Below are 25,462 nucleotides of genomic sequence, written 5' to 3' on the forward strand. Positions count from 1 at the left end.
GCCGATGACCTCGCGGTAGCCGTCCTCGTTCACGCCGATCGCGATGAGCACCGCGACGCTCTCGTAGGCCCCTCCCCAGTTCTTCTTGAGGTAGGTGCCGTCGACGTAGACGTAGGGGTAGGCACAGGTCAGCGGCCTGGTCCTCCACTCCTCGACCTTCGCGAATGCCTTCTGGTTGAGGTTGGAGACGGTGCCCTTGGACACGGACGAGCCCCAGAGGATCTCGCTCACGTCCTCGATCCTGCGCGTGGAGACGCCGGCCAGGTACATCTCCATCATGGCCTCCTCCACCGAGCTCTCGCGCCTACGGTAGCGCTCGATGATCTGGGTCGTGAAGGTCGCGCCCCTGAGCTTGGGGACGCTCAGCTCGAGCTCCCCGGCACCCGTGACCAGCCGGCGCCTGTAGTGGCCGCTGCGGTAGGCCTGGCGCTCGTCGGTGCGCTCGTAGCGCCCGGCGTTCACGAGCTGGTCGGCCTCCTCGTCGAGCAGCGCGTTGATGGTCTCCTGGACGGTGGAGAGCACCAGCTTCCCGACGTAGCCCTTTATAGCCTCGTCGTCGAATGATACGATTTCATGTGGCATGGCCCCGCTCCTTCGGCAGTTGGTTTTGTTTGGCGACTTACCATCCTACCGTCAGCGGGGCCATGTCCCTGTCGCGGGACTGGGTCTATTCGGTTCTCAACATTTGCGAAAGAAACTGTACGTCATCCCCGGAGGCCGCGGCGCAGGGCGCAGAGCTCCCTGACCGGGCGCTGGCGCACGCGTCCGCCCTCGGAGGTGACCTCGCGCGGGAGAGTGAGGCAGTGCTGCCAGCCGTCCGCGACGGTGGGGTTCACGTAGCCCTCCTCGTCCGGCATGCCCATCCAGCCGACGAGGATCTGCCGGCCGTCGTCGGCGAGGAAGGTCTGCGGGGCGTAGAAGTCGAAGCCGGCGTCCCAGAGCGAGAAGGCGCCGAGCTCGCAGGAGGACGCGACGTCTCCCGCAAGCTCGAAGAAGCCGGACTGGTAGACGTTGCGGCGCCCCCAGTCGCCGCCGGAGAGCCCCTGCGGCGAGACCGAGAGCAGCCGGGCGACGCCGTCCGGGCGCACGGGGTCTGCGAGCTCGAGGTAGTCGGGGCACTCCCACATGTAGCCGAAGGGCCGCTCCGTGGTGACGCGGTTCACGAGCCGCCAGCGCTCGAGGTCGGGCGAGGAGAACACAAGCACCTCGCCCACGTCGTCTGCGCGGCGGGCCCCCTGGACCATGAGGTAGGAGTCGCCGCGGCGCCAGACCTTGGGGTCGCGCACGTGCTCGGTGTCGTCGGCCGGGTAGTCCGCGTTGCCCATGACCGCGTGGCGGCGGGAGAGGGTCACGCCGTCCGCGCAGGTGGCGCGCACCGTGTTGGCCTCACGGCCGGAGGTCACGTAGTCGTAGGACTCGTCGTCGATCAGCTTCACGTTGCCCGTGTAGAAGACCTCCATGGCGTCGTCCTCGACGAGGGCGCAGCCCGAGTAGGCGCCCGAGACGTCAAAGGGCTGGTCGGGGAAGACGGCGACGCCGAGGTAGTCCCACGAGAGGAGGTCTCGGCTCACGCTGTGCCCCCACATCCTGGCGCCGGAGCCGTCCGCCGAGAAGGGCGCGTACTGGAAGAAGGCGTGGTAGGCGCCGCGGTACTGGCAGAGCCCGTTGGGGTCGTTGAGCCAGCCCACCGGGGGCATGAGGTGGAGGCGCTGGGCGAAGCGCCCCGGGCGGGCGCCCGCCTCCGCGATCCTGCGGAGCCTGTCGAGGTCTCGGGCGAGCGGGGTGGTCATGGCGGCCTCCTTCGGGCGCGCGGGCGCGGCCCGCCCCCCTCGGGCAGGCGCTCGGACACCCCCATATTAGGGTCCGCCATCCCATGCGTGGCGCCTCTTGCTGAAATCGCGCGAAACTGCGGCGACGGAAAGTTACCCTAGGGGAAGCGCGCCCGGAGTGAGGTGGCAGACGGAGGGAAGGACCTCCTCGGGGCGCACGCGGAAGGGCACATCGCATGGACATCAACACCATCGCCGCCATGGCGGGGGTCTCGCGCGCGACCGTGTCGCGCTTCCTGAACGACGGCTACGTCTCGGACGAGAAGCGCAGGCGCATCGCGGAGGTCATCGAGGAGACGGGCTACGTCCCCTCCCGCCAGGCGCAGACGCTGCGCACCGGCAAGACCGGGGTCGTCGGCGTCATCATCCCCAAGATCAACTCCGCCTCCATCTCCCGCATGGTGACGGGCCTCTCGGACGTGCTGGAGAAGGCGCGCTACCAGATCCTGCTCGCCAACACGGCAAACGAGGCGATGAGCGAGGTCGACTACCTCAAGCTCTTCGCCGACGGCGGCTCCGTGGACGGGATCATCCTCGTGGCGACCGTCCTCACCCCCGAGCATCTGAGGACGCTCGGGGCCCTCTCGCTTCCGCACGTCGTCCTGGGGCAGCGGGTCGAGGGGCACCGCTGCGTCTACCACGACGACTTCCACGCCGTGCGCGACATCACCCTCCACGCCCTCGCGAACGGGAGCAGGCCCGCCTACCTCGGCGTCATGGAGGAGGACGTGGCCGCCGGGCACGACCGCCACGAGGGGTTCCTCTCGGCCTGCGCCGAGCGCGGTGCCACGCCCCTCGGCGAGGAGCTGCCGCGCTCGGAGTTCACGATCGAGGGGGGCTACCTCGCATGCGAGCGGCTCATCGACGCCCACCCCGAGGTGGACACCGTCGTGTGCGCCACGGACCGCATCGCCGCCGGCGCTATGGCGTGCCTTCGGGAGTACGGCCGCGAGGTGCCGGCCGACGTGCAGGTGACGGGCCTCGGCGACTCCGACATCGCGCAGGTCATGACCCCCACGCTGACCACGCTGCACTACCACTTCCGCACGAGCGGCGCGGAGGCGGCCAGGATGCTCCTGGACGCCATGGGCAAGGCGGAGGACCGCGCGCAGCGGGTGTGCATGAGCTACGAGATCTTCTCGAGGAACTCGACCCGCCGGAAGGCGTAGGGCCGAGGAGGCGCCGGCCACGTGCCACCGGGCCGCGCGGGGGCGCCGGGCCCAGCGGGGGCGCCGGGTCCGGCGGCAGGACACCCCTGCCGTTCGGCGGGCCGTTCGTCTTCTTTACCGCTGAAGCCTCCACCGCCCGTGGTTTTATCATAACCGTCCGCCTTTTCGGTCCGCCTCCGTTCGTCCGTAGACACCCTGGCATCTGACAATGGGATGAGAACGATTTCACACGGGCTCGGCACCGTGCGGCGCGCCCGTGTCCCGCCCCGCTCCTTTCTGCGTGGCGGCCCGGCACCGGTCCACAGAGGAGGACTCATGGCACTCGACCACAGGCAGGCCGCCCAGGAGATCCTGGAGGCAGTCGGCGGGCCCGGCAACATCGTTTCCGCGGCCCACTGCGCGACGCGCCTCCGCCTGGTCATCGCCGACAACTCCAAGATCGACAAGGACAAGGTCGAGAACGCCGCCGGCGCCAAGGGCAACTTCGAGGCCTCCGGCCAGCTGCAGATCATATACGGCACCGGCACGGTCAACAAGGTGTACGACGAGTTCATCAAGCTCGCGGGCGTCTCGGCCGCCTCGAAGGACGACGTCAAGCAGGCCGCGGCGCAGAAGGCCAACCCCTTCCAGCGCGCCATCAAGGCGCTCGGCGACGTCTTCGTCCCCATCATCCCCGCCATCGTCGCCTCCGGCCTGCTCATGGGCCTCACCGAGGGCATCAACAACGCCATGGGCGGCGCCCTCTCGACCGACGGCTGGTGGATCCTCGTCCACGCGTTCTCCAACGCCTCCTTCGTCTTCCTGCAGATCCTCATCGGCTTCTCCGCCGCACGCGTCTTCGGCGGCAACGAGTACCTCGGCGGCGTCATCGGCATGATCGCCAACCACACCGCCCTCATCAACGCCTGGAGCATCCCGGGCGCGATCGAGAAGTTCGGTGGCTCCGCCTACCAGGTCGTCGGCTCCCAGGCTGCGGCGACGTGGCTCTCCGCCCAGACCGGCTCGGCGGTCACGGCGGCCGAGGCCACGTCGGACGCCATCATGGCGGCCGGCGGCATCCCGCAGGTCACGCTCTTCGGCGCCTACAACGTCACGCTCCAGGGCTACCAGGGTCACGTCATCCCCATCGTGATCGCCGTGTTCGTCATGTGCCTGATCGAGAAGTGGCTGCACAAGCACGTGCCAGACATGTTCGACCTCTTCGTCACGCCGCTCGTCACCGTCCTCGTCACCGGCACGCTGCTCCTGACCGTCATCGGCCCCGTCTTCTCGTTGGTGGAGAACGGCGTCATGTACGGCTTCCAGTGGCTGCTCTCCATCCCGTTCGGCCTGGGCGGCGCCCTGGTCGGCGCGATCTACCCGGCCACGGTCGTCCTCGGCGTGCACCACATGTTCAACGCCCTCGAGGCCACCCTCATCGCCAACACCGGCGTGGACAACTTCAACCCGATCATCTCCTGCTGCAACGTGGCGCAGGGCGCGGCCTGCCTGGCGGTCTTCGTGAAGACCAAGAGGATGAAGATGAAGGAGCTCGCGCTGCCCTCTGGCATCTCCGGCTTCCTCGGCATCACCGAGCCGGCGATCTACGGCGTCAACCTGCCCAACATGAAGCCCTTCGTCGCGGCCATGGTGGGCGCGGCGGTCGGCGGCGCCCTGAGCTCGCTGTTCGGTGTCGTCTCCATCGCCTACGGCATCACGGGCCTCTTCGGCTTCCTGATCACCACCGGCTACACCCTCCAGTACGCCATCTGCATCCTCGTCTCCGCCGGCGTCGCCTTCGGCCTCACCACCGTCCTATACCGCGACGACGCGGAGAGGGCCACCCCCGCGGAGACCACCCAGGTCGTGGCCGAGACCCAGGCGACCGCCAACCAGGCCGGCGCCATCGCCGAGGCCGCCAACGACACCGAGCCCGTCCAGGTGGTCGCGGAGACGCTCGCCTCCCCCATGAGCGGCACCGCCATCGCCCTGTCCTCCGTCCCCGACCCCGTCTTCGCCTCCGAGGCGATGGGCAAGGGCGAGGCCGTCGAGCCGACCGAGGGCAAGGTGCTCTCCCCCGTGGACGGCACCGTCACCGTGCTGGCCGAGACCGGTCACGCCATCGGCCTGCTTTCCGACGGCGGCGCCGAGGTCCTGATCCACGTCGGCATCGACACTGTGGAGCTCAGGGGCGCGCCGTTCTCCGCACACTGCAAGCTCGGCGACAAGGTCAGGAAGGGCGACCTGCTGATAGACGTCGACCTCGCGGCGGTCGAGGCCGCGGGCAAGCAGACCACCACGATGGTCGTCGTCACCAACACGGACGCCTACTCCTCGGTCACGGGCGCAGACGGCCCCGTCACGGCCGGCGACCCCCTGGTCGAGCTCAAGTAGGGGGCAGGCGGCACGGCTCAGGCCACGACAGACCCAGGACGCGCGGGCGGCGAGAAGGAAGGGCTTCTCGCCGCCCGTCCTTATCCGCCGGCACGCTCCCGAGCCCTCGCCGCCCTTGCGGCGAGGGCCGTCCCGGGGCATCATGGGCGCGGCGACGACGAGGGACGGGGGCAGGCGTGACGGAGGCTTGGCGCGAGGCGGGGACGGTTGCGGGCGGCGAGGCGCCGGAGGGCGCCGGTCCGGCGGGCGCGCCCGCCCGCGGCACAGCGGCCGCCGGGGGTGCCGCAGCCGTCGGCAGCCCGCTCGTCGCGCGGCCGCTCGCGCTCCCCCGGTGCGGCCTCACCCTCCGCAACCGCCTCGTGATGGTGCCCGTGGCGACGGCCAAGGCCGACGCGGCGGGCCGGGTGACCGAGACCCTCTGCGAGCACTACACGACGCGAGCGCGCGGTCGGCACCTGGGGCTCGTCGAGTGCGAGCACCACTTCGTCTCGCCCGAGGGCAGGGCGAACCCGCACCAGGCCTCGATATCGCGCGACTCCGACGTTGAGGGGCTGAGGCGCGAGGCGGCGGCCCTCCACGACTGCGACACCCCCGTCCTCGTGCAGCTGAGCCATGCGGGGTCGGCCGCCTCGAGCGCGCTCACGGGCATGCGCCCCATCGCGCCGAGCGAGCGGCTTGCCCCCGGGGCCAAGGTGGGCCACGAGCTGCCGCGCGTCATGGACGCGGACGACATCGGGCGCGTGGTGGAGGCCTTTGCGCGGGCGGCGAGGAGGGCCAGGCTCGCCGGCTTCGACGGCGTCGAGGTCCACGCCGCGCATGGCTACCTGCTCGACCAGTTCTTCTCGCCCCTCACCAACCTGCGCGAGGACGCCTACGGCGGGGACGTGTTCGGCAGGCTGAGGATCACCCTCGAGGTGGTGGACGCCGTGCGCTCCGAGCTCGACGGGCGCATGGCGCTCTCCGTGCGGCTCGGCGGCTGCGACTACCGCCCCGGCGGAAACGAGATAGAGGACGGCGTCGAGGCCGCGCGGCTGCTCGAGGGGGCCGGCTGCGACCTTGTCTCCGTCTCGGGCGGCATGAACTACTACACGAGGATAGACACGTTGGAGCCAGGCTACTTCTCGGACCTCTCCACGCCGGTACGAGCGGCCGTGGGCGTCCCCGTGATCCTCGCCGGGGGCGTCCGGAGGATCGGCGACGCAGAGCGCCTCCTCGCGGACGGCGCCTGCGACCTCGTCGGGGTCGGGCGGGCGATCCTCAACAACGAGCGCTGGGCGGACGTGCAGTGGCGGCGGCTCGAGCGGGCGCACCAGGACGCCGGCCGCCGGCGCTAGCGACGCCAGGCGGCGGAGGGGCGCTCGCCGGCGGCAGGCTAGCGCGGCGGTATGCTGGGGTGAAGACGAACGCGACAAGGGCCCCGAGGGCCCGGACGGGAGGACGGCATGGACAAGGACTACCTCGACCTCGCACGCAGGCGCTTCTCGGTGAGGAGGTTCGACCAGCGCCCCGTGGAGCCTAAGAAGCTGGAGAAGGTCCTGGAGGCCGGGCGCATCGCGCCCTCAGCCTGCAACAACCAGCCGGTCGTGGTCTACGTGGTGCAGTCGCCGGAGGCGCTCGCGCGCCTGCGCGGGGCGACGCGCATGGCCTTCGACGCCCCCGTGGTGCTCGCTGTGTGCTGCGACCTGTCACGGGTCTACCACAACAGGCACGAGACCCTGTACGAGGACTACACCACGCGAGAGATGGACGCCTCGATCGCCTGCGACCAGATGATGATGGAGGCGACCGACCTGGGGCTGGGGACCCTCTGGGCCCGCGGCTACGACACGCGCGAAGTTGCCGACGCCCTGGGGACGCCAGAGGGCATCGTGCCCGTGTGCCTGCTCGACCTCGGCTACCCCGCAGAGGGTGCAGTCCCCAGCCGTCACCACGAGGACCGAAGGCCCCTGGAGCAGATGGTCGTGAGGATCTAGCGGCGCGCCGCCCCCGGGGCGCCGCCGGCAACGAGCAGGTAGGCGTCGGCCACAATCCGCGCGTGGTCGAAGGCGAAGCCCCCGCCCCGCACGGCGCGCGCCTGCGGCCTGCCCGTGACCGGGGTGCGCCCGACTTCGAACTCGCTGGTCAGGACCGTGTCGCCCGCCGTGCAGGCGATCCGGCCGCGACCCGCCCCGAGGGAGGCCTCGACCGAGAACCACCGCGCGTCCGCCGCGTCGTCGCCGGCGCGTGCGATCCTGCCATCGGCGTCCAGGGCGACGAAGGCCTCGGAGACGACCCAGCCGCGCGGGTCGCGTCCGGGGTCGCTGTAGAGGCCGACGGGCTCGAGCGCAAGCCCGCTGACGCCCGTCTCCTCGACGAGCTCGCGCGCCGAGGCCTCCCGCGCGGTCTCGCCGGGGCTCACGAACCCGCCGGGGAGCGCCCAGCGCCCCAGGTAGGGGTGGCCGCCGCGCCTGACGAGCAAGATCTCGAGCGCGCCCTCCGGGGTGCGCCTGAACACGCAGTTGTCCGCCGTGAGCGACGGGCGCGGGTAGTCCTTGGGGGTGTAGCGCGCGAGGAACTCCTCCTCGGTGAGACCGTTCTTGTCGACCAGCGGCTCCGTCATGGGCCTGCCTCCCTACCTGATGCATACGCCTGTCTCCCTACAGCCGGCGCCCGTCCTCGTCGTAGAAGCGCGCGGCGTTCGCGGCTGACGGCCCCCAGTCCTGCAGCTCGGGGCTCGGCATCCTGCCACCCCCGAGGACGTGGAGGTGCAGGTGGCGGACCGTCTGGCCGCCGTCCACGCCGGTGTTGACCTGGAGGCGGTAGCCCCGCTCGAGGCCCTTCTCGCGCGCCAGGTCCGCCGCGACCCTGAGGCAGCGGCCGAGGACCTGCTCGGGCACGTCGTCGTCCAGGCCGTCGTAGTGCTGCTTGGGGACGACGAGCACGTGGACGGGCATGAAGGGGTGGATGTCCTCGAACGCGACGACGAGGTCGTCCTCGTAGAGGACCGTCGCGGGCGACTCGTGTCGCGCGATCCTGCAGAAGACGCAGCTCTCCTTTTGCATGGTTTTCTCCTGACTCCCGGACGGGGGACGCGCCCGCGCCTTCGGTATGCGGGGCGGCTCGGAACTCGCCCCATCGTAGCAGCCCGCGGCTGCGGGCGGGCGCTGCGCGTCGGGGCGGCCCGCGGCGGGCTGCCTGCGCATTGGGTAGAGGATGCGCCGCCGGGCGGACAGGCGGGCGCGTCCCGCTAGAATAGACAGTCCGGCGCGTCCCAGCTGCCGGGACCTGGCCCCGCGCAACCCGTGCGGGGGTGCACCGAAAGGCAGCCACATGGCAGAAGCAGACCCCACCCACACCCAGACCGCCGCGGACGAGGACGCCGCAGGCGCCGCACAGCCCGCGGCGGACACCGCCGACGAGGGCCCCAACGGCCCCGGCTCGCTCGGGCGACTCGCGCCCGACTGGTCCGAGGTCGACCCCCACGAGCCGCTCGAGGACTCCCTCGAGCGCTTCCTCGGCTGGTGCGAGTCGCGCGGCATCGAGCTGTGGGACCACCAGGAGGAGGCCCTTCTCGACATAGCCGCCGGCGACAACGTGATCCTCGGCACGCCGACCGGCTCCGGCAAGAGCATGGTCGCGCTCGGCATGTGCTTCATGGCGATGTGCGCCGGCGAGCGCAGCTACTACACCGCGCCCATAAAGGCGCTGGTGAGCGAGAAGTTCTTCAACCTCGTCGACCTTCTCGGCGCTGACAACGTCGGCATGATCACCGGCGACGTGGTCATCAACGCGGAGGCACCCGTCGTCTGCTGCACGGCGGAGATCCTGGCCCAGGACGCGCTGCGCTTCGGCGAGGACGCCGACATCGGCTTCGTCGCGATGGACGAGTTCCACTTCTACGCCGACCGCGACCGCGGCTGGGCCTGGCAGGTGCCCCTGCTCACCCTCCCCCACGTGCACTTCCTCCTGATGAGCGCCACCCTGGGCGACACCTCCGCCATCGCCGCCTCGCTCGAGGAGCACACCGGCCGCGACGTGGACACCGTCGCCGACGCGCCGCGCCCCGTGCCGCTCAGCTACAAGTTCGTCGACACCCCGCTCGAGGCGACCGTGGAGCTGGCCCTCAAGAGCGGCGACGCCCCCATCTACGTGGTGCACTTCGCGCAGGACGCCGCCCTCAAGAGCGCCACGAGCCTGGCGAGCTACGGCGTCTCGGAGCGCGAGCAGCGCGACGCCATCAAGGAGGCCATCAAGGGCACCCGCTTCACCACGGACTTCGGCAAGACCCTGCGCCGGCTCCTGCTGCAGGGCGTCGGCGTCCACCACGCCGGCATGCTGCCGCGCTACCGCCTCCTCGTGGAGAAGCTCGCCCAGCAGGGGCTCCTCCCCGTCATCTGCGGCACGGACACCCTCGGCGTGGGGATCAACGTGCCCATCCACACCGTCCTTCTCACCCAGCTGACCAAGTTCGACGGCCGCCGCATGCGCCGGCTCAACGCGCGCGAGTTCCACCAGATCGCGGGCCGCGCGGGCCGGGCGGGCTTCGACACCGAGGGCGTGGTCATCGCCGAGGCGACCGAGTACGACATCGACAAGGCCCGCGCGCTGCGCAAGGCCGGCGGCGACGCCAAGCGCGCCCGCAGCATCAAGACGAAGAAGCCGCGAGAGGGCTTCGTCGGCTGGAACGAGCAGACCTTCGAGCGGCTGATCGCCGCCGACCCCGAGCCGCTCAAGGCTCACCTGCGCATCACGCACTCCATGGTCCTCGCCGAGGTCGAGCAGGGCGGCGACGCCCTGGCCCGCGTCCACCGGCTCGTGGCGGACTCGGCCCAGCCCCCGGAGGAGAAGGCCCAGCTCGACCAGCGCACCGACGAGGTCTTCGCGACCCTGCTCGACGCCGGCGTCGTGGTGCGCGAGACGGGCGAGGACGGCGTCGACTCCTATGCGCTCACGGTCGAGATGCCGGAGGACTTCGCGCTCGACCAGCCCCTCTCGCCCTTCCTCCTCGCCGCCATCGAGCTGCTCGACCCGGAGAGCGAGACCTACGCGCTCGACCTCATCTCCATGGTCGAGTCGACGCTCGAGGACCCGCGCCAGATCCTGCAGGCGCAGGAGCGCCAGGCACGCGACGAGGCCATGGCGCAGATGAAGGCCGACGGCGTCGACTACGACGAGCGCATCGAGCGCATCCAGGAGGTCACCTACCCCAAGCCGCTCGAGGAGCTGCTCTCAGCCGCCTTCGAGCGCTACTGCGAGGAGGTGCCGTGGGCCGCCGACTACGCGCTGTCGCCCAAGAGCGTCCTGCGCGACATGGTCGAGGGGGCCTCGGACTTCAAGGGCTACATCGCGCGCTACAACGCCTCGCGCTCCGAGGGGCTCCTGCTGCGCTACCTCTCCGACGCCTACCGCGTGCTGGACCGCACGATCCCGGCCGAGAAGCGCGACGAGCGCCTGGACGACATCGTGCGCTGGCTGCGCCTCGTCGTGCGCACCGTCGACTCCTCGCTGGTCGACGAGTGGGAGGGCGCGACGAGCGAGGACGCGGGCGCGACGCTCACGGCGCCGGAGGCGGCCGACGAGGTCGTGCACGACCGGCGCGCGCTCACGCTGCTCGTGCGCAACGCGCTCTTCTCGCGCGTGGTGCTGGCGGCGCGTGGCAAGGTCGACCGCCTGGGCGAGATGGACGGCGAGTGGGGCTGGCGCGCGCCGAGGTGGAAGGCCGCGCTCGACTCGTACTACCAGGAGCACGACGAGATCCTGCTCGACGGCGACGCCCGCAGCGCGCGGTTCTTCTCCATCGACGAGAAGGACGAGCGCGCCGGGCACGTCTGGCACGTCTGCCAGATCTTCCACGACGCGGACGGCGACGGCGACTTCCTGATCATGGCCGACGTACTGCTCGACGAGACCCAGGAGGACGGCGAGGCCGTCTTCGACGACTACCGCGTCGGGTTCTTCGAGGACGTCGCGGAGTAGGGGCGCGAGGGGGCCCGATCGCAGCCGTGCGCAATTCGGGTCATCCGTCGCCCGAAGCGAGGCGTCCCCGACCGGCTGCGCTACGATAGATAACCACGTTTTTCGACGTCGCACGGCGCGCATGCGGCACGCCCCCGGCGCCCCCGGCGCGCATGCGGGCCGCCCCCGGCGCCCCCGGCGCGGCGGCACGCCCGGCGCACACCGCACACGTCCCATCCGGGAGGATGCATGGCAGAGACCGACCCGATATTCCAGCAGGAGCAGGCGCACCTGAGCGAGATCTACGAGCAGATCCGCCAGATTCGCGACGAGCTGGCGCTCAAGCTCGAGACCACGCACAAGCAGGCCGCCCAGGACCTGCGCGACATGTCCGAGGAGGTCACGACCGACTTCACCAGCGCGGACGAGACCATGGAGACGCTCGCGGCCATCGAGACGCTCAACTCGGTCATCGACGCCTACAACCAGGCGCACGACTTCGACGTCGACCGCCTCCGCCGCACCATCGCCCTTCTCCGCCAGCCGTACTTCGCCAAGGTCCGGCTCAAGATGCGGCCCAACCGCCCGGCGCGCGACGTCTACATCGGCTCGGTGGGCCTGACGGACAAGGACCGCCGCCCGCTGATCGTGGACTGGCGCTCCCCCATCGCGGAGACCTACTACAACCAGGAGAGCGGCCCCACGACCTACCTGGTCGACGGCAAGGTGCGCCACGTCGACCTCGAGCTGCGCCGCCAGTTCGACATAACCGCCGACCAGCTCAACTCCTACTTCGACACCACCGTCGCGATCGAGGACTCGCTCCTGCTCTCCGCCCTCAGGCGCCACCACACCGAGAAGCTCCGCGACATCACGGCCACCATCCAGCGAGAGCAGAACGAGGTCGTGCGCCATGCGGACGTGCCGGTCCTTCTCGTGAACGGCATCGCGGGCTCCGGCAAGACCTCCGTGCTGCTCCAGCGCATCGCGTACCTGTTCTACAACGAGCGCGAGAGCCTCTCGCCCGAGCAGGTCTACCTCTTCACGCCCAACGACGTGTTCAAGCGCTACATCGACACCGTCCTGCCGAGCCTGGGCGAGTCCAACCCGCAGACCTTCACCTGGCGCGAGTTCGTGGCGTCGCTCGGCCTCAAGGACCGCGCGGACGGCGCCGCGGGCTCGAGCGACCGGCTCCGCCAGCTCGACGCCGGCGTGGGCGCGCTCGCGCTCGAGCCGGAGGACTTCCGCGAGGTCTCGGCCGACGGCGAGGTGCTGCTCCAGGCGTCGCAGGTGGCGAGCGCGGCCGAGAAGTTCGCGCGCTTCCCGGTGGGTCCGCGCCTGGTCGCCCTCACCAAGGACGAGCTGCACGTCCGTCTCGACCGCAAGCTCGGCCGCCTCGCGCACGACGAGGACGTCCAGGCGGAGATGCTCGGCCTGGACGTGGACGAGCAGCTCAGGATCTTCGGCGAGGTCGCCAACCCCGTCGACGACGCGGAGACCCTCGAGCTGACCAGGCGCTACGTGGAGGACCGCTACGCCTCGGCGCACGACGCGATCGAGCGCGTCGACTGGCTGAGGGTCGACCGCATCGGCTCGCGCCTGCTCGACGGCAGGACGCTGACCGCGGCCGAGTGGCTCTACCTCAAGCTCGCCATCACCGGCGACTCGGCGCCCGCCGCCCGCTACGTGATGGTCGACGAGGTCCAGGACTACACGGAGACGCAGCTCATGGTGCTCGCCCGCTACTTCTCGCGCGCGCACTTCCTGCTCCTGGGCGACGAGAACCAGGCCATCCGCGAGGGCACGGCGACCTTCCCGCAGATCCGCGCGATCTTCGAGCGCACCCACGGCGAGGTCGACTCCTGCGAGCTGCTGACGAGCTACCGCTCCAGCCCCGAGATCACGGCCCTGTTCATGGGCCTGGTCGAGAAGGACGCGCGCTCGCGGGCCAGCTCCGTGCACCGCGCCGGCGTCGCGCCCGAGGTCCTCGCCTGCGACTCGCGCGAGGGCTACCTCGACGCGCTGCGCGACGTGGTGGCGCGCGCCCACGGAGAGGAGGGGCTGTGCGCCCTCGTCGCGCAGGACGGCTCGCGCGTGCACTGGCTCTCGCGCCAGCTCGGCGACTCCGTCCGCGTGCTGCACGCCGACGACATCCTGCCCGAGCGGGGCGTGGTCCTGCTCGACCTCGCCCTCGCCAAGGGCCTCGAGTTCGACCACGTGGTCATCCCCGACGCCCAGGCGGAGGTCTACCCCGACACGCCGCTCGCGCGCCGCCGGCTCTACACCGCGCTCAGCCGCGCGATGCACAAGGTCACGATCGTCTCGCAGGGCGAGCTGAGCCCGCTCGTGACGTCCGCGCTCGCCGCCGCGAAGGCGTCCGCGACCGCAGACCCCGGCAGCGCGGCCGGCGCCGGCCCCGCCCCCGCGGCCGACGACTCCGTCCCCGCGGCCGACGCCTCCATGACAGCCGGCGGCGACCCCGCCCCCGAAGCCTAACCCCAGGAGGACCCATGTCACTGCACTACGAGAAGGCGCACTTCGAGGCCTCGTACGGCACGATCGCGCAGCTGCCCGAGAGCAACATGCCGGAGGTCTGCTTCGTCGGCCGCTCCAACGTAGGCAAGTCGTCGCTGATGAACAAGCTCTTCAACCACAAGGGGCTCGCCAAGGTCTCGTCGCAGCCGGGCAAGACCGCCAACGTCAACTTCTTCGAGGCCGACGGCGTGCACTTCGTGGACCTGCCGGGCTACGGCTTCGCGAGGGTCTCTGGCGCGGAGAAGCAGCGCTGGGCAGACCTCATCTGGGGCTACTTCGAGAGCGAGCGCAGCCACAACCTGGTGATCTCCCTCGTCGACATCCGCCACGACGCGCAGAAGCTCGACCTCGAGATGCTCTCCTACCTCAACCAGAGCGGGCTCCCCTTCATCGTGGCGCTCACCAAGGCCGACAAGATCGCGAAGACCAAGCAAGCCCAGCAGCGCGCGACGCTCGCGCGCCAGCTCGGCGTGGACCCCATGGCCTGCGTCATCACCTCCTCTCAGACCGGCCAGGGCATGAAGGAGCTCAAGCGCTTCATCGAGAACGCCTGCCTGTAGCGCCAGACGGCGCCGGACAACGGAGAGGGCTCGCCATGGGGCTCATCAGGAGGATCTTGTCGCACCACGGACCTCGCCGGGGCTACGCGACCGGCGAGGTGGGCATCTCGACCGGCGTCAACGTGCGGGAGCTCGGCGGATTCGAGACGCCGAGCGGCAGGACCCTCGACCACCGGCTGCTGCGCTCCGGCACCACGAGCCACATCAGCAAGGCAGACGCCCGCACGCTGTGGGACTACGGCGTCCGAAGCGTGCTCGACCTGCGCGGCGCCGAGGAGGTCGAGGCCGACCCGGAGCGCCTCTGCCAGCTGCTCGACGTCGACTACGAGAACGTGCCCTTCTTCGACTACGACCTCTCCGCCCAGGAGCTGTCCGCAGGCGACGGTGCCGGCGGCTACCTGGCGGACGGCTACTTCAAGATGCTCGCCAACAAGGACGCGGTGCGCCGGATCTTCTCCTTCCTGGGCGGCGCCGAGCGAGGCACCTGCACGCTCTTCCACTGCGGCGCCGGCAGCGACCGGACCGGCATCCTCTCCATGCTCCTCCTCGGCCTGGCCGGCGTGGACCGCAAGGCCATCATCGCCGACTACGCCTACTCCTTCGGATACATCCCCGAAGTCAACGCCGCGATCTTCGAGACCCGCGACGCGAGGCACACCATCCGGCCCGAGCTCGCCATGCGCATCGAGGCGATCTCGGTGGTCTTAGACCGCCTCATCGAGCGCTACGGCACCTTCCGCTGCTACCTCGCCGCCTGCGGCGTCCCGGAGGAGGAGGTCGAGGCCGTGCGCCAGCGCCTCGTCGGCGAGCACGTCATTCGCGGCTTCACCGGCGAGAGCCTCTCCGACCGCGACGCCAGCAACGACGAGAAGCGCGACTTCTACGTGCGCGCCTACAACAACCCGGACAAGATGACGGTCGACCTGTACTACTTCGCCGGCCGCGCGCGCGACCTCACGGCGAAGGCCGACCAGAACCAGCACGACCGCTCGTTCCACGACCACGACTACGTGGTGCTCGACGAGTCGGACGACGAGCGGGGCAAGGTCTTCGCGCCGGTGGCGGGCGAGGTGGTGACCATCGCCCAGGACATCAACTGCAACTGCGCCGAGGACGGCATCTACGGCGTGGGGATCGCCATCGTTCCGCAGGGCAACATGGTCTTCGCCCCGGCGACCTGCCGCGTCACGGCGCAGCTGCCCAGCCGCAACGCGCTCGGGCTTCTCACCCAGGACGGCGTCGAGATGCTGCTCGCCGTGGGGTCGAGCGTGGAGCGCTACCGAGGAAGCGGCTTTCGCCAGCACGCCTGGCAGAACGATACGGTGCGACGGGGCACGCCGCTCATCTCCTGGAACGCGAGCAAGCTCGCAAGCGCCGGCGAGCGCAACATCGTGACGCTCACCATCACCAACGCCGACGACCTCGCGGAGGTTTCCTTCACCGAGGCGCAGTCCGTCGCGGCCGGCGACGTCATCGCGACGGTCCGCTGGTAGCTGGGCCGGGCGCCGACGCGCCACGGGACGGAGGCGGCGCCAGCGCCGACGCGGGCGACGCGGCGCACGCGCCGGCCGACGAAACGACGGGGCGCCCGGACCGGCACGAGCCGGGTCCGGGCGCCCCCCGTTCGAGAGGGGCCGTGACGGGGCCCCGGCGCAATTCTCGGAACGGACATGTGCATCTTCGCGACTTAGGGACGGGTCGCGGGCCGGTCCCGAGCGGGTTCGCGGGCAGGGCCGGCACGGAGGGGCCGGGCGCCCCGCGCGATCCTGGGAAAACGCGAGCCGCGGGGCGTACGCCGCCCCCCGGGGCGCGCCGCAATCCGTCCCCAAGTCGGAAAAGCGCACGGACTGGCGCAGGGCCCGCGGCGCAGGGCCCGCGGCGCCGGGCCCCGCCGGGCCGCCGCGGCGCAGGGCCCCGCCAGGCCGCCACGGGGCCGGGTCCGCCGGCGCCGGAGCCCGCCCCGGCGCGCCAGCCGCCTAGAGCAGCCCCTCCAGCTCGTCCACGAGCTTCGAGAACTGGGCCAGCGCCGCGTCGACCACGTCGCCCGAGGCCATGTCCACCCCAGCCCCGCGCAGCAGCTCGATCGGCGTCTTGGAGCAGCCGCCCGAGAGGAAGCCCAGGTAGTCGTCGACGGCGGGCTTGCCCTCGCGCAGGATGCGGTCGGAGAGCGCGACCGCCGCAGCGAAGCTCGTGGCGTACACGTAGACGTAGTAGTCGTAGTAGAAGTGCGGGATGCGCGCCCACTCGAGCGCGATCTCGTCGTCGGACTCGATCGCGGGCCCGTAGTAGGCGTCGTTGAGCGCACGGTAGCGCTCGGAGAGCGCCTCGGCCCCCACGCCCTCGCCCGCCGCGCAGGCCTCGTTGGCGTCACGCTCGAACTCGGCGAACATCGTCTGGCGGTACAGCGTGGTGCGGAACTGCTCGCAGAAGTGGTTCACCAGGTAGGCGCGCCTCTCCTTGGGCGAGTGCTCGATGAGGTAGCGCAGCAGCAGGCACTCGTTGGTGGTCGACGCCACCTCGGCGACGAACATGGGGTACTCCGCGTAGCGTCCCGGCTGGGCCTTGTTGGAGAGCCAGGTCTGCATGGAGTGGCCCATCTCGTGCGCCAGGGTGAACACGTCGTCCAGCTCTCCCTGGAAGTTGAGGAGGATGAACGGCTTCATGCCGTGCCCGTCGGCCGAGTAGGCGCCGCTCATCTTGCCCGGCGTCTCGAAGACGTCGATCCAGCGGTCGCCGAGCGCATGGCGCACGACGCCCACGTACTCCTCGCCCAGTGGCGCGAGCGCCTCGAGGATGAGCTCTCCGGCCTGCTCGAAGGTGTAGGTCTCCTCAGGCGCCTCGACGATGGGCACGTAGATGTCCCAGTAGCGCAGCCTGTCCAGCCCGAGCACGCGCCGGCGCAGGTCGAGGTAGCGGTGCATCGGCTCGAAGTTGCGGTGCACCGAGGCGATGAGGTTCTGGTAGACCTCGACCGGCACCTCAGTCGGAGCGAGCGACGCCTCGAGCGACGACGCGTAGTGGCGCGCGCGGGAGAAGAACGCGAGCTGGCGCATCTGCGCGGCGAGCAGCGCCGCGGAGGTGTTGCGCACGCGCCCGTAGGTGCCGTAGACGCTGTGGTAGGCGCTCTCGCGCAGCGCGCGGTCGCCCGAGCGCTCGAGCGCGACGAAGCTGCCGTGGGTCACCGGGTGCTTCTCGCCCGCGGAGTCGGTCGCGTCCGGGAAGGTGAGGTCGGCGTTGTTGAGCATGGTGAACGCCAGGCCCGGCTGGGCCGCCATCTCGCCCGCCTGGGCGAGAAGGGCCTCCTCCTCCGGCGCGAGGGTGTGGTCGCGCAGGGCGCGGACGCGGTCGAGCGCGAGCTTGTAGAGCGCGAGGCCGTCGACGGAGGCGTACCAGCCGTCGAGCCGCTCGTCGGGGAGGGCGAGGATCGCGGGCGAGAACCACGCCGAGGCCGACTCGACGCGCGTGAGCAGAGACGTCACCTGCGCCTGCATGTCCTGGCACCTGCTGACGCGGGCGTCCTCGTCGGCGCGGCGACCGGCGTAGCAGGCGAGCCGCTCCAGCGCGAGGGTCGCGTCGTCGTCGAAGCGCAGGTAGGCGAGAAGGTCCTCGCCCGTGGAGCAGGCCCTCCCCTCCCAGGAGGCGTACTCCCCCACCAGCGACTCCGCCGCCTTGAGGGCGGAGGAGAACTCCTCGTCGCTCGCGAAGAGCGACGAGAGGTCCCACTTGTACTCGTCGGGGATCTCGTCCCTGTTCGCATAGGTCTTGACGGCGTCTGACATGCCAGTTCCCTTCTCTCGTGGACGAACCTCTCGTGGCTTGGGCGCGACAAGGACCTCGCGGTCCGCAGGCGCGCGGTTGCATGCGGCCAGGCGCGCGGCCCTCACCCGGCACGCGCCGCCACCCAGGGCAAGCCCTCACCGCAAGCTTCCAGGCGCGCGGCCCTCACCACAAACGAGGCGCGCCTGTCGGCGCGCCCCTTCGACACTTCCTTCCTATGGTACGGCCCCGGCAGTCCCTGCGCCACCTCGGCCCGCTCGAGCGCGCATGGGCCCCGCCCCATGCGAGCCGCAGCCGCGCAGCCGCGCTACCTGAGGGCGCGGGTGGCGTTCAGCACTGCGAGCACCATCACGCCCACGTCGGCGAAGACGGCGAGCCACATCGACGCGAGCCCAAAGAAGGCGAGCACGAGGACGGCCACCTTGACCGCGATCGCGAAGACCGTGTTCTGTCGCGCGATGCGCAGGGTGCGGCGGGCGACGCGGATCGCGACGGCGATCTTGGAGGGCTCGTCGTCCATGAGCACCACGTCCGCGGCGTCGATGGCGGCGTCGGAGCCGAGCGCACCCATCGCGATGCCGATGTCGGCGCGGGCCAGCACCGGCGCGTCGTTGATGCCGTCACCGACGAAGGCGAGCGTCTCGCCCTCGCCCTTCTCGGAGATGAGGCGTTCGACCTCGGAGACCTTGTCCTGGGGGAGAAGTTCGGCGTGCACCTCGTCGATGCCGAGCTCGGAGGCGACCGACTCGGCGACGGAGGCGCGGTCGCCCGTCAGCATGACCGTGCGGCGGACCCCCTCGGCCTTGATGTCGGCGACGGCCTTCCTGGCGTCGGGCTTGGGCTCGTCGGCGATCACGACGTAGCCGAGGTAGGCGTCGTCGGAGGCGACGTGGACGATGGTGCCTCGCTCGTGCGCGCTGGCGCACGCGACGCCGCGCTCCTGCATCAGGAGCTCGTTGCCCACGGCCACGACATGCCCGTTCACGGTCCCGACGACGCCCTTGCCGGCGACCTCGTGCACGTCTGCGACCTCGCAGCCGTCGTCGAGGCAGGAGAAGGCCTCGCGCAGCGCCGTCGCGATCGGGTGGTTCGAGAAGCTCTCGACATGAGCGGCGAAGTGGAGGAGCTCGTCGCTGGCTCCGGCGGGCGCGGCGGCGCCGGCGGGCGCGGCGGCGCTGGCGCCGGCGGGCGCGGCGGTTGCTGGCGCGACGTCCTTCTCGCCCGCCTGCGCGGCGCTCACGACGGAGACGACCTTGAACTCGCCCTTGGTGAGCGTGCCGGTCTTGTCGAACACGACCACGCCGGCCTTCGCGAGGGCCTCGAGGTAGTTGGAGCCCTTGACCAGGATGCCGCGGCGGGAGGCGCCGCCGAGGCCGCCGAAGAACGTGAGGGGCACGCTGATCACGAGCGCGCAGGGGCACGAGACCACGAGGAAGGTCAGCGCGCGGGCGAGCCACGTGGGGAAGCTCGCCGCGAAGTCACCCGAGACCAGGGGCGGGACGAGCGCCGTGGCCACGGCGGCGAAGACGACCACCGGCGTGTAGACGCGGGCGAAGCGCGTGATGAAGGCCTCGGAGCGCGACTTGCTCTCGCTGGCGTTCTCCACGAGGTCGAGCACCTTGGAGGCGGTCGATTCGCCAAACGACTTGGTCACGCGCGCCCGGACCACGCCGGAGACGTTGACGCAGCCGGAGAGCAGCTCGTCGCCGACGCCGGCCGGGCGCGGCATGGACTCGCCCGTGAGCGCCATGGTGTCGAGGCTCGTCTCGCCCTCGAGCACCACGCCGTCGAGCGGCACGCGCTCGCCGGGCCTGACCACGATGGTCTCGCCCACCCGGACGTCCGCGGGGCTGACGACCTTCTCCGCCCCGTCGCGCACGACGGTCGCGACGTCGGGGCGGATGTCCATGAGGTGCGAGATGGAGCGCTCGCTCCGGTCCTCGGCGATGTCCTCGAAGAGCTCGCCGACCTGGAAGAAGAGCATCACGAAGACGGCCTCGGCGAACTCCGGGTCCGACCCGGGCAGAAAGCCGATCGCGAGGGCGCCGATGGTGGCGATCGCCATCAGGAAGTCCTCGTCGAACGGGTCGCCCTCGCGGACGCCCTCCCACGCCTCGGCGAGCACGTCGTAGCCGGCGACGAGGTAGGGCACGAGGTAGGCAAGCAGGTAGCCCCACATGGGCAGCTCGACCGTGCGCTGGACGACGACGGCGACCACGAGCAGCACGGCCGACGCGACGATGCGCGCGAGCTTCGTCCGGTTCTCTTCCTCTTCCATGGCGCCTCTCCTTCTGGTTTGCGGGCGACCTCCGCGGGTCCGGGCGGCCCCGGGCGGGTCCGGGCGGCCCCCTGGTCTCATTGGTGAACTTATGAGCATCTGTTCATACGTTGCGATAAAGGATAAGGACCTGCAAGCCCGCTGTCAATGGGCGACCAGCGTCCTGCGAGGAATTCGCGGTGACCGCACGGACGCTGCTACGAGCGCGGGTCCTTCTCCGCCTGCGCGAGGTTGCCGCAAGACGCCGGCACGACGCAGTCGTAGCGCACGGCCTTTCCGGCCAGCGAGTAGCTAGGCCTCACGCCCGCGAGCCACGGGCCCTTGGCCGGCCGCTTGACCACGACCTTGCGCGGGCGCGCGGCCAGCGCGGCGCCCATGAGCCCGGCCTCGTCGGAGCACGGCCGCTCCAGTCGCTGCAGGAGCTGCAGCTTCTTCTTCACGAGCGCGCTCTTCTGCCTGCCGGGGAACATCGGATCGAGAAAGACCACGTCAGGCGCCTGCTCGAGCGTCGCGAGCTCGGCCACGCTGTCGGCGCGGACGAGGCGCATGCGCGAGGCGGCCTGCGCAAGGCCCGGGTCCGCGGCGGCGCGCTCGAGCGCGTCGGCCAGGAGCGCGGCAATCACGGGGTCGCGCTCGCAGAGGGTGACCGAGAAGCCCGCGGAGGCCAGCAGGAAGGAGTCCTCCCCCAGGCCGGCCGTGGCGTCGAAGACGGTCGGGTGCGCGACGCCCTTGACCCTCGCCGCGCGGACGAGAAGCTCGTGGGCCAGGTTCTGAGGACGCAGGCGCCTGCGCATGGCGGAGAAGTCACCCGTGAGCTCGAGGCCGTCATCGCTCACGAGGGCGAGGCCGGACTCGCGTCGCACGAGCCAGAGGCCCTCGCCCACGCACTCCCCCGCCGCGGCGGAGCCGGGGCCGGGGGCACCCGTGGCAGCGTCGCCCGCTGCGGCGGGCTGGTACCTCTCCGACATCGCCCTCCCCTCCTCACACGTGGCGGGACGGCGCCGCGCCGCCCTCGTCCTGCGACCAAGTCTATTTCAACGGGTGGTCCGATGCGAGCGCGACAGCCGCGCACCGCGGCCCACGCGCTAAGGTGGCATCGTGGAAGCGGCCCCGCCGGACCCATGGCGGCGCGATCAACCTGGAGGAGGCGGCCTTGGGGGCCTGGCGTGCGATCGGGGACTACATCGGGCACCACATGATGTGGATCTCGCCCGCCTGCGTGCTGGTGGCCTGCCTCTTCCCCGACAAGGTCTCGCTCCTGCACCCGGCCGTGACGCCGCTCTTCGCGTTCGTTTCCTTCCAGGGCGCGCTCTCCAACACCCTCGGGAGTTCGAGGGACGCGCTCGCCCGCCCGCTGCCCATCCTGGTGACGCTCGCGCTCTCCATCGCCGCCCTGCCCGCGCTCGCCTTCGCCCTCGCAAGCCTGCTGTTCGGGTTCGACCAGCAGATCGTCTGCGGGATCTTGCTCGAGTACTCCGTCCCCGTCGCCGCACTGACGGTCATGTGGTGCGGCATCGGCGGCGGCAACCAGGCCCTGAGCCTGGTGATCCTCCTCGCGAGCTCGCTGCTCTCGCCCGTCACGCTGCCGCTCACCCTGAAGCTCCTGATGGGTCAGACGATCCAGGTGGACCTCACGTCGATGATGCTGAACCTGCTCCTGACCGTCGCCATCCCGGTCGTCGTGGGCACGCTCACAAACGACCTCTCGCACGGCAGCGCCAAGCGCCGCCTCGCGCCCCCGCTCGCCCCGGCCGCCCGCATCGCCATGGTCGCCATCATCACGACGAACGCGTCGGGAATCGCTCCCTACCTGCGCGGACTCACGCCCGTCCTCGTCGCGGTCATGGCCTTCATCGCGCTCTTCTCGGCGACCGCGTACCTGTGGGGCCTCGTCGCAGCACGCCTCCTGCGACAGCCGCGCGACGTCACCGTCTCCATGACCTTCGGCTCGGGCATGCGCAACATCTCGGCGGGCGCCGTCATCGCGGCCAACTACTTCCCGCCCGAGGTCATGTTCCCCGTCGTCATCGGCACGCTGTTCCAGCAGGTCCTGGCCGCGACCTACGACCGCGTGCTCGCCCGCGCCCTGCCGAGGCAAGGGGCGGGCGTCTAGGCGCCGGTAGGCGAGAAGGGCGCGCGGCCCGAGGCCGCACGCCCGCGCTCAGTACCCGAGGCCCTCCGCAGTCCCGTCGCCGCCGTCGCCGCCGTCGCCGCCGTCGCCGGCGTCGTCCCGCTCGAGCGCGTCCATCTCGTCCTCGAGCTCGTCGTCCACGTCGGCCGAGCGGATCCCCGCGCGCTGCATCTCGTAGAAGCGGTGGTTGGACTCCTCGCTCGCCTTCCGCTCGCTCCATACGTCGCGCTCGAAGGTGATGGCGAGCAGCTCGTCGGCGATGTCCTCCATCCGGGTCGGACGGACCTCGCGCAGGTAGGCGCTCATGCGGCGCAGGGACCCCTCGCCGCGCAGCTCGCGGGCGAGGACCCCGGCGAGCTCCGCGGGCAGCCCCAGGCCGACCACGGCGCGCTCGAGCTCGGCGCGGGCGCGCACGAGGTCTGCGCGCGGGTCCGCGGCGCCGCCGGACCCCGCGACCCCGCCCGCGGCGCTAGCAGGCATCGAGCGCCTGCGCGAGGTCGGCGATGATGTCTTCCTTGTCCTCGAGCCCGCAGGAGATCCTGACCAGGCCGGCGGGCACGCCCGCGGCCGCCAGCTCCTCGTCGCTCATCTGCCGGTGCGTGCTGCTCGCCGGGTTGAGGCAGCAGGTGCGCGAGTCCGCCACGTGCGTCTCGATCGAGGCGAGCCTGAGCGCGCGCATGAACCGCGAGGCCGTCTCGCGCCCGCCGGTGAGCTCGCAGGAGACCACGCCGCAGCCGCCCTTGGGCATGAGCCTGCGCGCGAGCTCGTGGTAGGGGCTGCTCGCAAGCCCGGGGTAGGCGACCTTCTCCACCTTGGGGTGCGCCTCGAGGAACTCCGCGACCGCCTGGCCGTTCTCCACGTGGCGCGCCATGCGCACGTGGAGCGACTCGAGCCCGAGGTTGAGCAGGTAGGCGCTCTGCGGCGACTGCGTGGAGCCGAAGTCGCGCATGAGCTGGGAGGTCGCCTTGGTGATGAAGGCGCCGCCCTGCCCGAACCTCTCTGCATAGACGATGCCGTGGTAGCTCTCGTCCGGCGTGGTCAGCCCGGGGAACCTGTCCGCGTGCGCCATCCAGTCGAAGTTGCCGGAGTCCACGATCGCGCCGCCGACCGCCGAGGCATGACCGTCCATGTACTTGGTCGTGGAGTGCGTCACGATGTCGGCGCCCCACTCGAAGGGACGCAGGTTGATCGGCGTGGGGAAGGTGTTGTCCACGATCAGCGGGACGCCGTGCGCGTGGGCGGCGCGGGCGAAGCGCTCGATGTCGAGCACCGTGAGCGCGGGGTTGGCGATCGACTCGCCGAACATGACCTTGGTGTTGGGCCTGAAGGCCGCGTCGAGCTCGTCGTCGGTGGCGTCGGGCGAGACGAACGTGGACTCGATGCCCATCTTGGCCATGGTCACCTTGATCAGGTTGTAGGTGCCGCCATAGATGGAGCTCGAAGCCACGACGTGGTCGCCCGCCTGGCAGACGTTGAAGAGGGCGAAGAAGTTGGCCGCCTGCCCGGAGCTGGTCAGCATGCCGGCCGTGCCGCCCTCCAGGGCGCAGATCTTAGCGGCCACGTGGTCGCAGGTGGGGTTCTGCAGCCGCGAGTAGAAGTAGCCCTCCGCCTCGAGGTCGAAGAGCCTGCCCATGTCCTCGCTCGTGTCGTACTTGAAGGTCGTGGACTGGACGATCGGGACCTGGCGCGGGCCGCCGTTCTCGGGCTCGTAGCCCGCCTGGACGCATTTGGTTCCCAGACCGCAGGATTCGGGCGTGGACATGGTGCCTCCCCTTCTCGTGGCCCGCAGGCGGGCCCGGCGTGTCAGTCCACCCGAGTGTAGCCCACGCGCGCCCGGCGCCGCCCTCTGCGTCCGTCAGCGTCCACGGAGAAGGACGTGGGGCCGCTACAGCTCCGCCAGCCGGTCCGCGAGCCAGTTCGAGAGCTTCGTGCCGCCGGAGCGGTTGAGGTGCATCCCGCCGTCGCGCGTGTCCTGGGACCAGTCGACGCCGACCGAGGGGTCGACGTTGGCGTCCAGGTAGGCGAGGCCGTGCTCGGAGGCCCAGGCCGCGACGAGGTCGTGCTTGGACTGGCTCCACTCGCTCGCGTTGGGGGTCGAGACGAGCACCAGGGTCGCGCCGTGCTCCTCGCAGACGCGCTGGATCCAGCCGAGGTAGGCCCTCGACCAGAACGGGATCTCCCCCGGCTGGGCGTTGGTCGCCATGTAGTCCGCGTTGGTGCACGCCACCACGTCGTCGGAGGGGTAGTAGCCCAGGTCCTCGGTGAGCGCCGAGCCGTCCTGCCCGAGCCCGCCCGTGGCGAGCAGCTTCCAGTTGCTGTGGTCGCGCAGGACGGGCAGGGCCGTCTGCAGCATGCTCTTCACGGCCTTGTCCGTCTCGGTCTCGGTGAAGAGCTCGTTGACCTCGAGCACCACGTAGCGCGGGCTCTGGTGGCCCCACACGTCGCGCACGAGCTCCCAGGAGGTCTCGACGGACTGGTTGGGGCTGCCGGCGTTGTAGGAGGAGATGCCCGTCCGCTCGCCCATGACCTTGGGCGATATGTCGTACATGGCGCTCGAGTCGCCCACGACGAGGGCGTCGATCGAGTCCTCGTCCATCTTGGCGTAGTTGTACATGAAGGGGTAGAGCACGCCCTTGGTCGCGCTCGGGTCGCGCGTCTGGAGCAACCGGCCGAGCCCCAGCAGGGCCGCCAACGCGACGAGGAGGGCGCAGCAGACGCGCAGCGCGCCGCGGCCGAGCCCGCGCCGTCCGTCCCCTCCGGCAGCGGGCGCCCCCGTCGCCGCAGCGCCCGTCGCCCCCGCAGCGCCCTGCGCCGCCGACGCGCCCTCGGCCTCGCCTGCGGGCCTCACCTTTCCGTCCATGTCATCGCCTCCGAAG

The 25,462-nt window shown here is 70.9% G+C and carries 19 protein-coding genes; 9 read left to right on the forward strand and 10 right to left on the reverse strand.

Annotated elements, in window-relative coordinates:
- On the reverse strand, window positions 1-582 hold a 582-nt coding region (locus VXJ25_RS01950; RefSeq protein WP_330957531.1), incomplete at its 3' end, for an IS256 family transposase.
- Window positions 583-704: 122 nt separating this feature from the next.
- Window positions 705-1,790 carry a glycoside hydrolase family 32 protein gene (locus VXJ25_RS01955; RefSeq protein WP_330957532.1) on the reverse strand — a complete coding sequence of 362 codons (1,086 nt, stop codon included), beginning with the start codon at window positions 1,788-1,790 and terminating at the stop codon, window positions 705-707.
- Between the two features lie 215 nt (window positions 1,791-2,005).
- Here VXJ25_RS01955 and VXJ25_RS01960 point away from each other — a divergent pair, with 215 nt between their 5' ends.
- The 4 genes from VXJ25_RS01960 (at window position 2,006) to VXJ25_RS01975 (ending at window position 7,344) form a co-directional block, all read left to right on the forward strand.
- Window positions 2,006-2,998, forward strand: a complete 993-nt coding sequence (locus VXJ25_RS01960; protein ID WP_330957533.1) for a LacI family DNA-binding transcriptional regulator — start codon at window positions 2,006-2,008, stop codon at window positions 2,996-2,998.
- 315 nt (window positions 2,999-3,313) lie between these two features.
- Window positions 3,314-5,371, forward strand: a complete 2,058-nt coding sequence (locus tag VXJ25_RS01965) for a PTS beta-glucoside transporter subunit IIBCA (RefSeq protein ID WP_330957534.1) — start codon at window positions 3,314-3,316, stop codon at window positions 5,369-5,371.
- A 176-nt stretch (window positions 5,372-5,547) separates the two neighbouring features.
- Window positions 5,548-6,705, forward strand: coding sequence for an NADH:flavin oxidoreductase (locus VXJ25_RS01970; RefSeq protein ID WP_330957535.1), 1,158 nt, complete (start codon window positions 5,548-5,550; stop codon window positions 6,703-6,705).
- 108 nt (window positions 6,706-6,813) lie between these two features.
- Window positions 6,814-7,344, forward strand: a complete 531-nt coding sequence (locus VXJ25_RS01975) for a nitroreductase family protein (protein WP_330957536.1) — start codon at window positions 6,814-6,816, stop codon at window positions 7,342-7,344.
- Here the strand turns inward: VXJ25_RS01975 and VXJ25_RS01980 are convergent.
- Together VXJ25_RS01980 and VXJ25_RS01985 are read right to left on the reverse strand one after the other, a co-directional pair.
- A complete protein-coding gene (locus VXJ25_RS01980) occupies window positions 7,341-7,970 on the reverse strand; it encodes an NUDIX hydrolase (RefSeq protein WP_330957537.1) in 630 nt (209 codons plus the stop codon). The genes VXJ25_RS01975 and VXJ25_RS01980 overlap by 4 nt on opposite strands.
- Window positions 7,971-8,007: 37 nt before the next feature.
- Window positions 8,008-8,412: a histidine triad nucleotide-binding protein gene (locus VXJ25_RS01985; protein ID WP_330957538.1), complete on the reverse strand. Its 405-nt coding sequence runs from the start codon at window positions 8,410-8,412 to the stop codon at window positions 8,008-8,010.
- Between the two features lie 268 nt (window positions 8,413-8,680).
- Here VXJ25_RS01985 and VXJ25_RS01990 point away from each other — a divergent pair, with 268 nt between their 5' ends.
- The 4 genes from VXJ25_RS01990 to VXJ25_RS02005 all read left to right on the forward strand — a co-directional run bounded on the left by VXJ25_RS01990 (window position 8,681) and on the right by VXJ25_RS02005 (window position 15,893).
- Window positions 8,681-11,326, forward strand: a complete 2,646-nt coding sequence (locus tag VXJ25_RS01990) for a DEAD/DEAH box helicase (protein WP_330957539.1) — start codon at window positions 8,681-8,683, stop codon at window positions 11,324-11,326.
- A 228-nt stretch (window positions 11,327-11,554) separates the two neighbouring features.
- Window positions 11,555-13,801 carry a HelD family protein gene (locus VXJ25_RS01995; RefSeq protein WP_330957540.1) on the forward strand — a complete coding sequence of 749 codons (2,247 nt, stop codon included), beginning with the start codon at window positions 11,555-11,557 and terminating at the stop codon, window positions 13,799-13,801.
- A 14-nt stretch (window positions 13,802-13,815) separates the two neighbouring features.
- The gene (gene yihA, locus VXJ25_RS02000; protein ID WP_330957541.1) at window positions 13,816-14,400 is read left to right on the forward strand and encodes a ribosome biogenesis GTP-binding protein YihA/YsxC; all 585 of its coding nucleotides are present in this window, start codon (window positions 13,816-13,818) and stop codon (window positions 14,398-14,400) included.
- A 35-nt stretch (window positions 14,401-14,435) separates the two neighbouring features.
- Window positions 14,436-15,893: a tyrosine-protein phosphatase gene (locus VXJ25_RS02005; RefSeq protein ID WP_330957542.1), complete on the forward strand. Its 1,458-nt coding sequence runs from the start codon at window positions 14,436-14,438 to the stop codon at window positions 15,891-15,893.
- A 483-nt stretch (window positions 15,894-16,376) separates the two neighbouring features.
- Here VXJ25_RS02005 and pepF read toward each other — a convergent pair whose 3' ends face one another.
- The 3 genes from pepF to VXJ25_RS02020 all read right to left on the reverse strand — a co-directional run bounded on the left by pepF (window position 16,377) and on the right by VXJ25_RS02020 (window position 21,423).
- Entirely contained in the window at window positions 16,377-18,179 is a 1,803-nt protein-coding gene (pepF, locus tag VXJ25_RS02010; RefSeq protein WP_330957543.1) for an oligoendopeptidase F, read from the reverse strand.
- Window positions 18,180-18,484: 305 nt separating this feature from the next.
- Window positions 18,485-20,455 carry a heavy metal translocating P-type ATPase gene (locus VXJ25_RS02015; RefSeq protein WP_330957544.1) on the reverse strand — a complete coding sequence of 657 codons (1,971 nt, stop codon included), beginning with the start codon at window positions 20,453-20,455 and terminating at the stop codon, window positions 18,485-18,487.
- A gap of 197 nt (window positions 20,456-20,652) precedes the next feature.
- The gene (locus VXJ25_RS02020; RefSeq protein ID WP_330957545.1) at window positions 20,653-21,423 is read right to left on the reverse strand and encodes a class I SAM-dependent methyltransferase; all 771 of its coding nucleotides are present in this window, start codon (window positions 21,421-21,423) and stop codon (window positions 20,653-20,655) included.
- Between the two features lie 122 nt (window positions 21,424-21,545).
- Here VXJ25_RS02020 and VXJ25_RS02025 point away from each other — a divergent pair, with 122 nt between their 5' ends.
- Entirely contained in the window at window positions 21,546-22,568 is a 1,023-nt protein-coding gene (locus VXJ25_RS02025; RefSeq protein WP_330957546.1) for a bile acid:sodium symporter family protein, read from the forward strand.
- Between the two features lie 48 nt (window positions 22,569-22,616).
- On the opposite strand, the gene VXJ25_RS02030 is transcribed toward VXJ25_RS02025, so the two are convergent.
- The 3 genes from VXJ25_RS02030 to VXJ25_RS02040 all read right to left on the reverse strand — a co-directional run bounded on the left by VXJ25_RS02030 (window position 22,617) and on the right by VXJ25_RS02040 (window position 25,446).
- Window positions 22,617-23,066 carry a hypothetical protein gene (locus VXJ25_RS02030; RefSeq protein ID WP_330957547.1) on the reverse strand — a complete coding sequence of 150 codons (450 nt, stop codon included), beginning with the start codon at window positions 23,064-23,066 and terminating at the stop codon, window positions 22,617-22,619.
- Window positions 23,056-24,348, reverse strand: a complete 1,293-nt coding sequence (locus VXJ25_RS02035; protein WP_330957548.1) for an O-acetylhomoserine aminocarboxypropyltransferase/cysteine synthase family protein — start codon at window positions 24,346-24,348, stop codon at window positions 23,056-23,058. The genes VXJ25_RS02030 and VXJ25_RS02035 overlap by 11 nt, the downstream gene beginning before the upstream one ends.
- Before the next feature lie 123 nt (window positions 24,349-24,471).
- A complete protein-coding gene (locus VXJ25_RS02040) occupies window positions 24,472-25,446 on the reverse strand; it encodes a hypothetical protein (protein WP_330957549.1) in 975 nt (324 codons plus the stop codon).
- Between the last annotated feature and the right edge of the window lie 16 nt (window positions 25,447-25,462).

Source organism: Olsenella absiana, from assembly GCF_036408855.1.
GTDB classification, from domain to species: Bacteria; Actinomycetota; Coriobacteriia; order Coriobacteriales; family Atopobiaceae; genus Olsenella_K; species Olsenella_K absiana.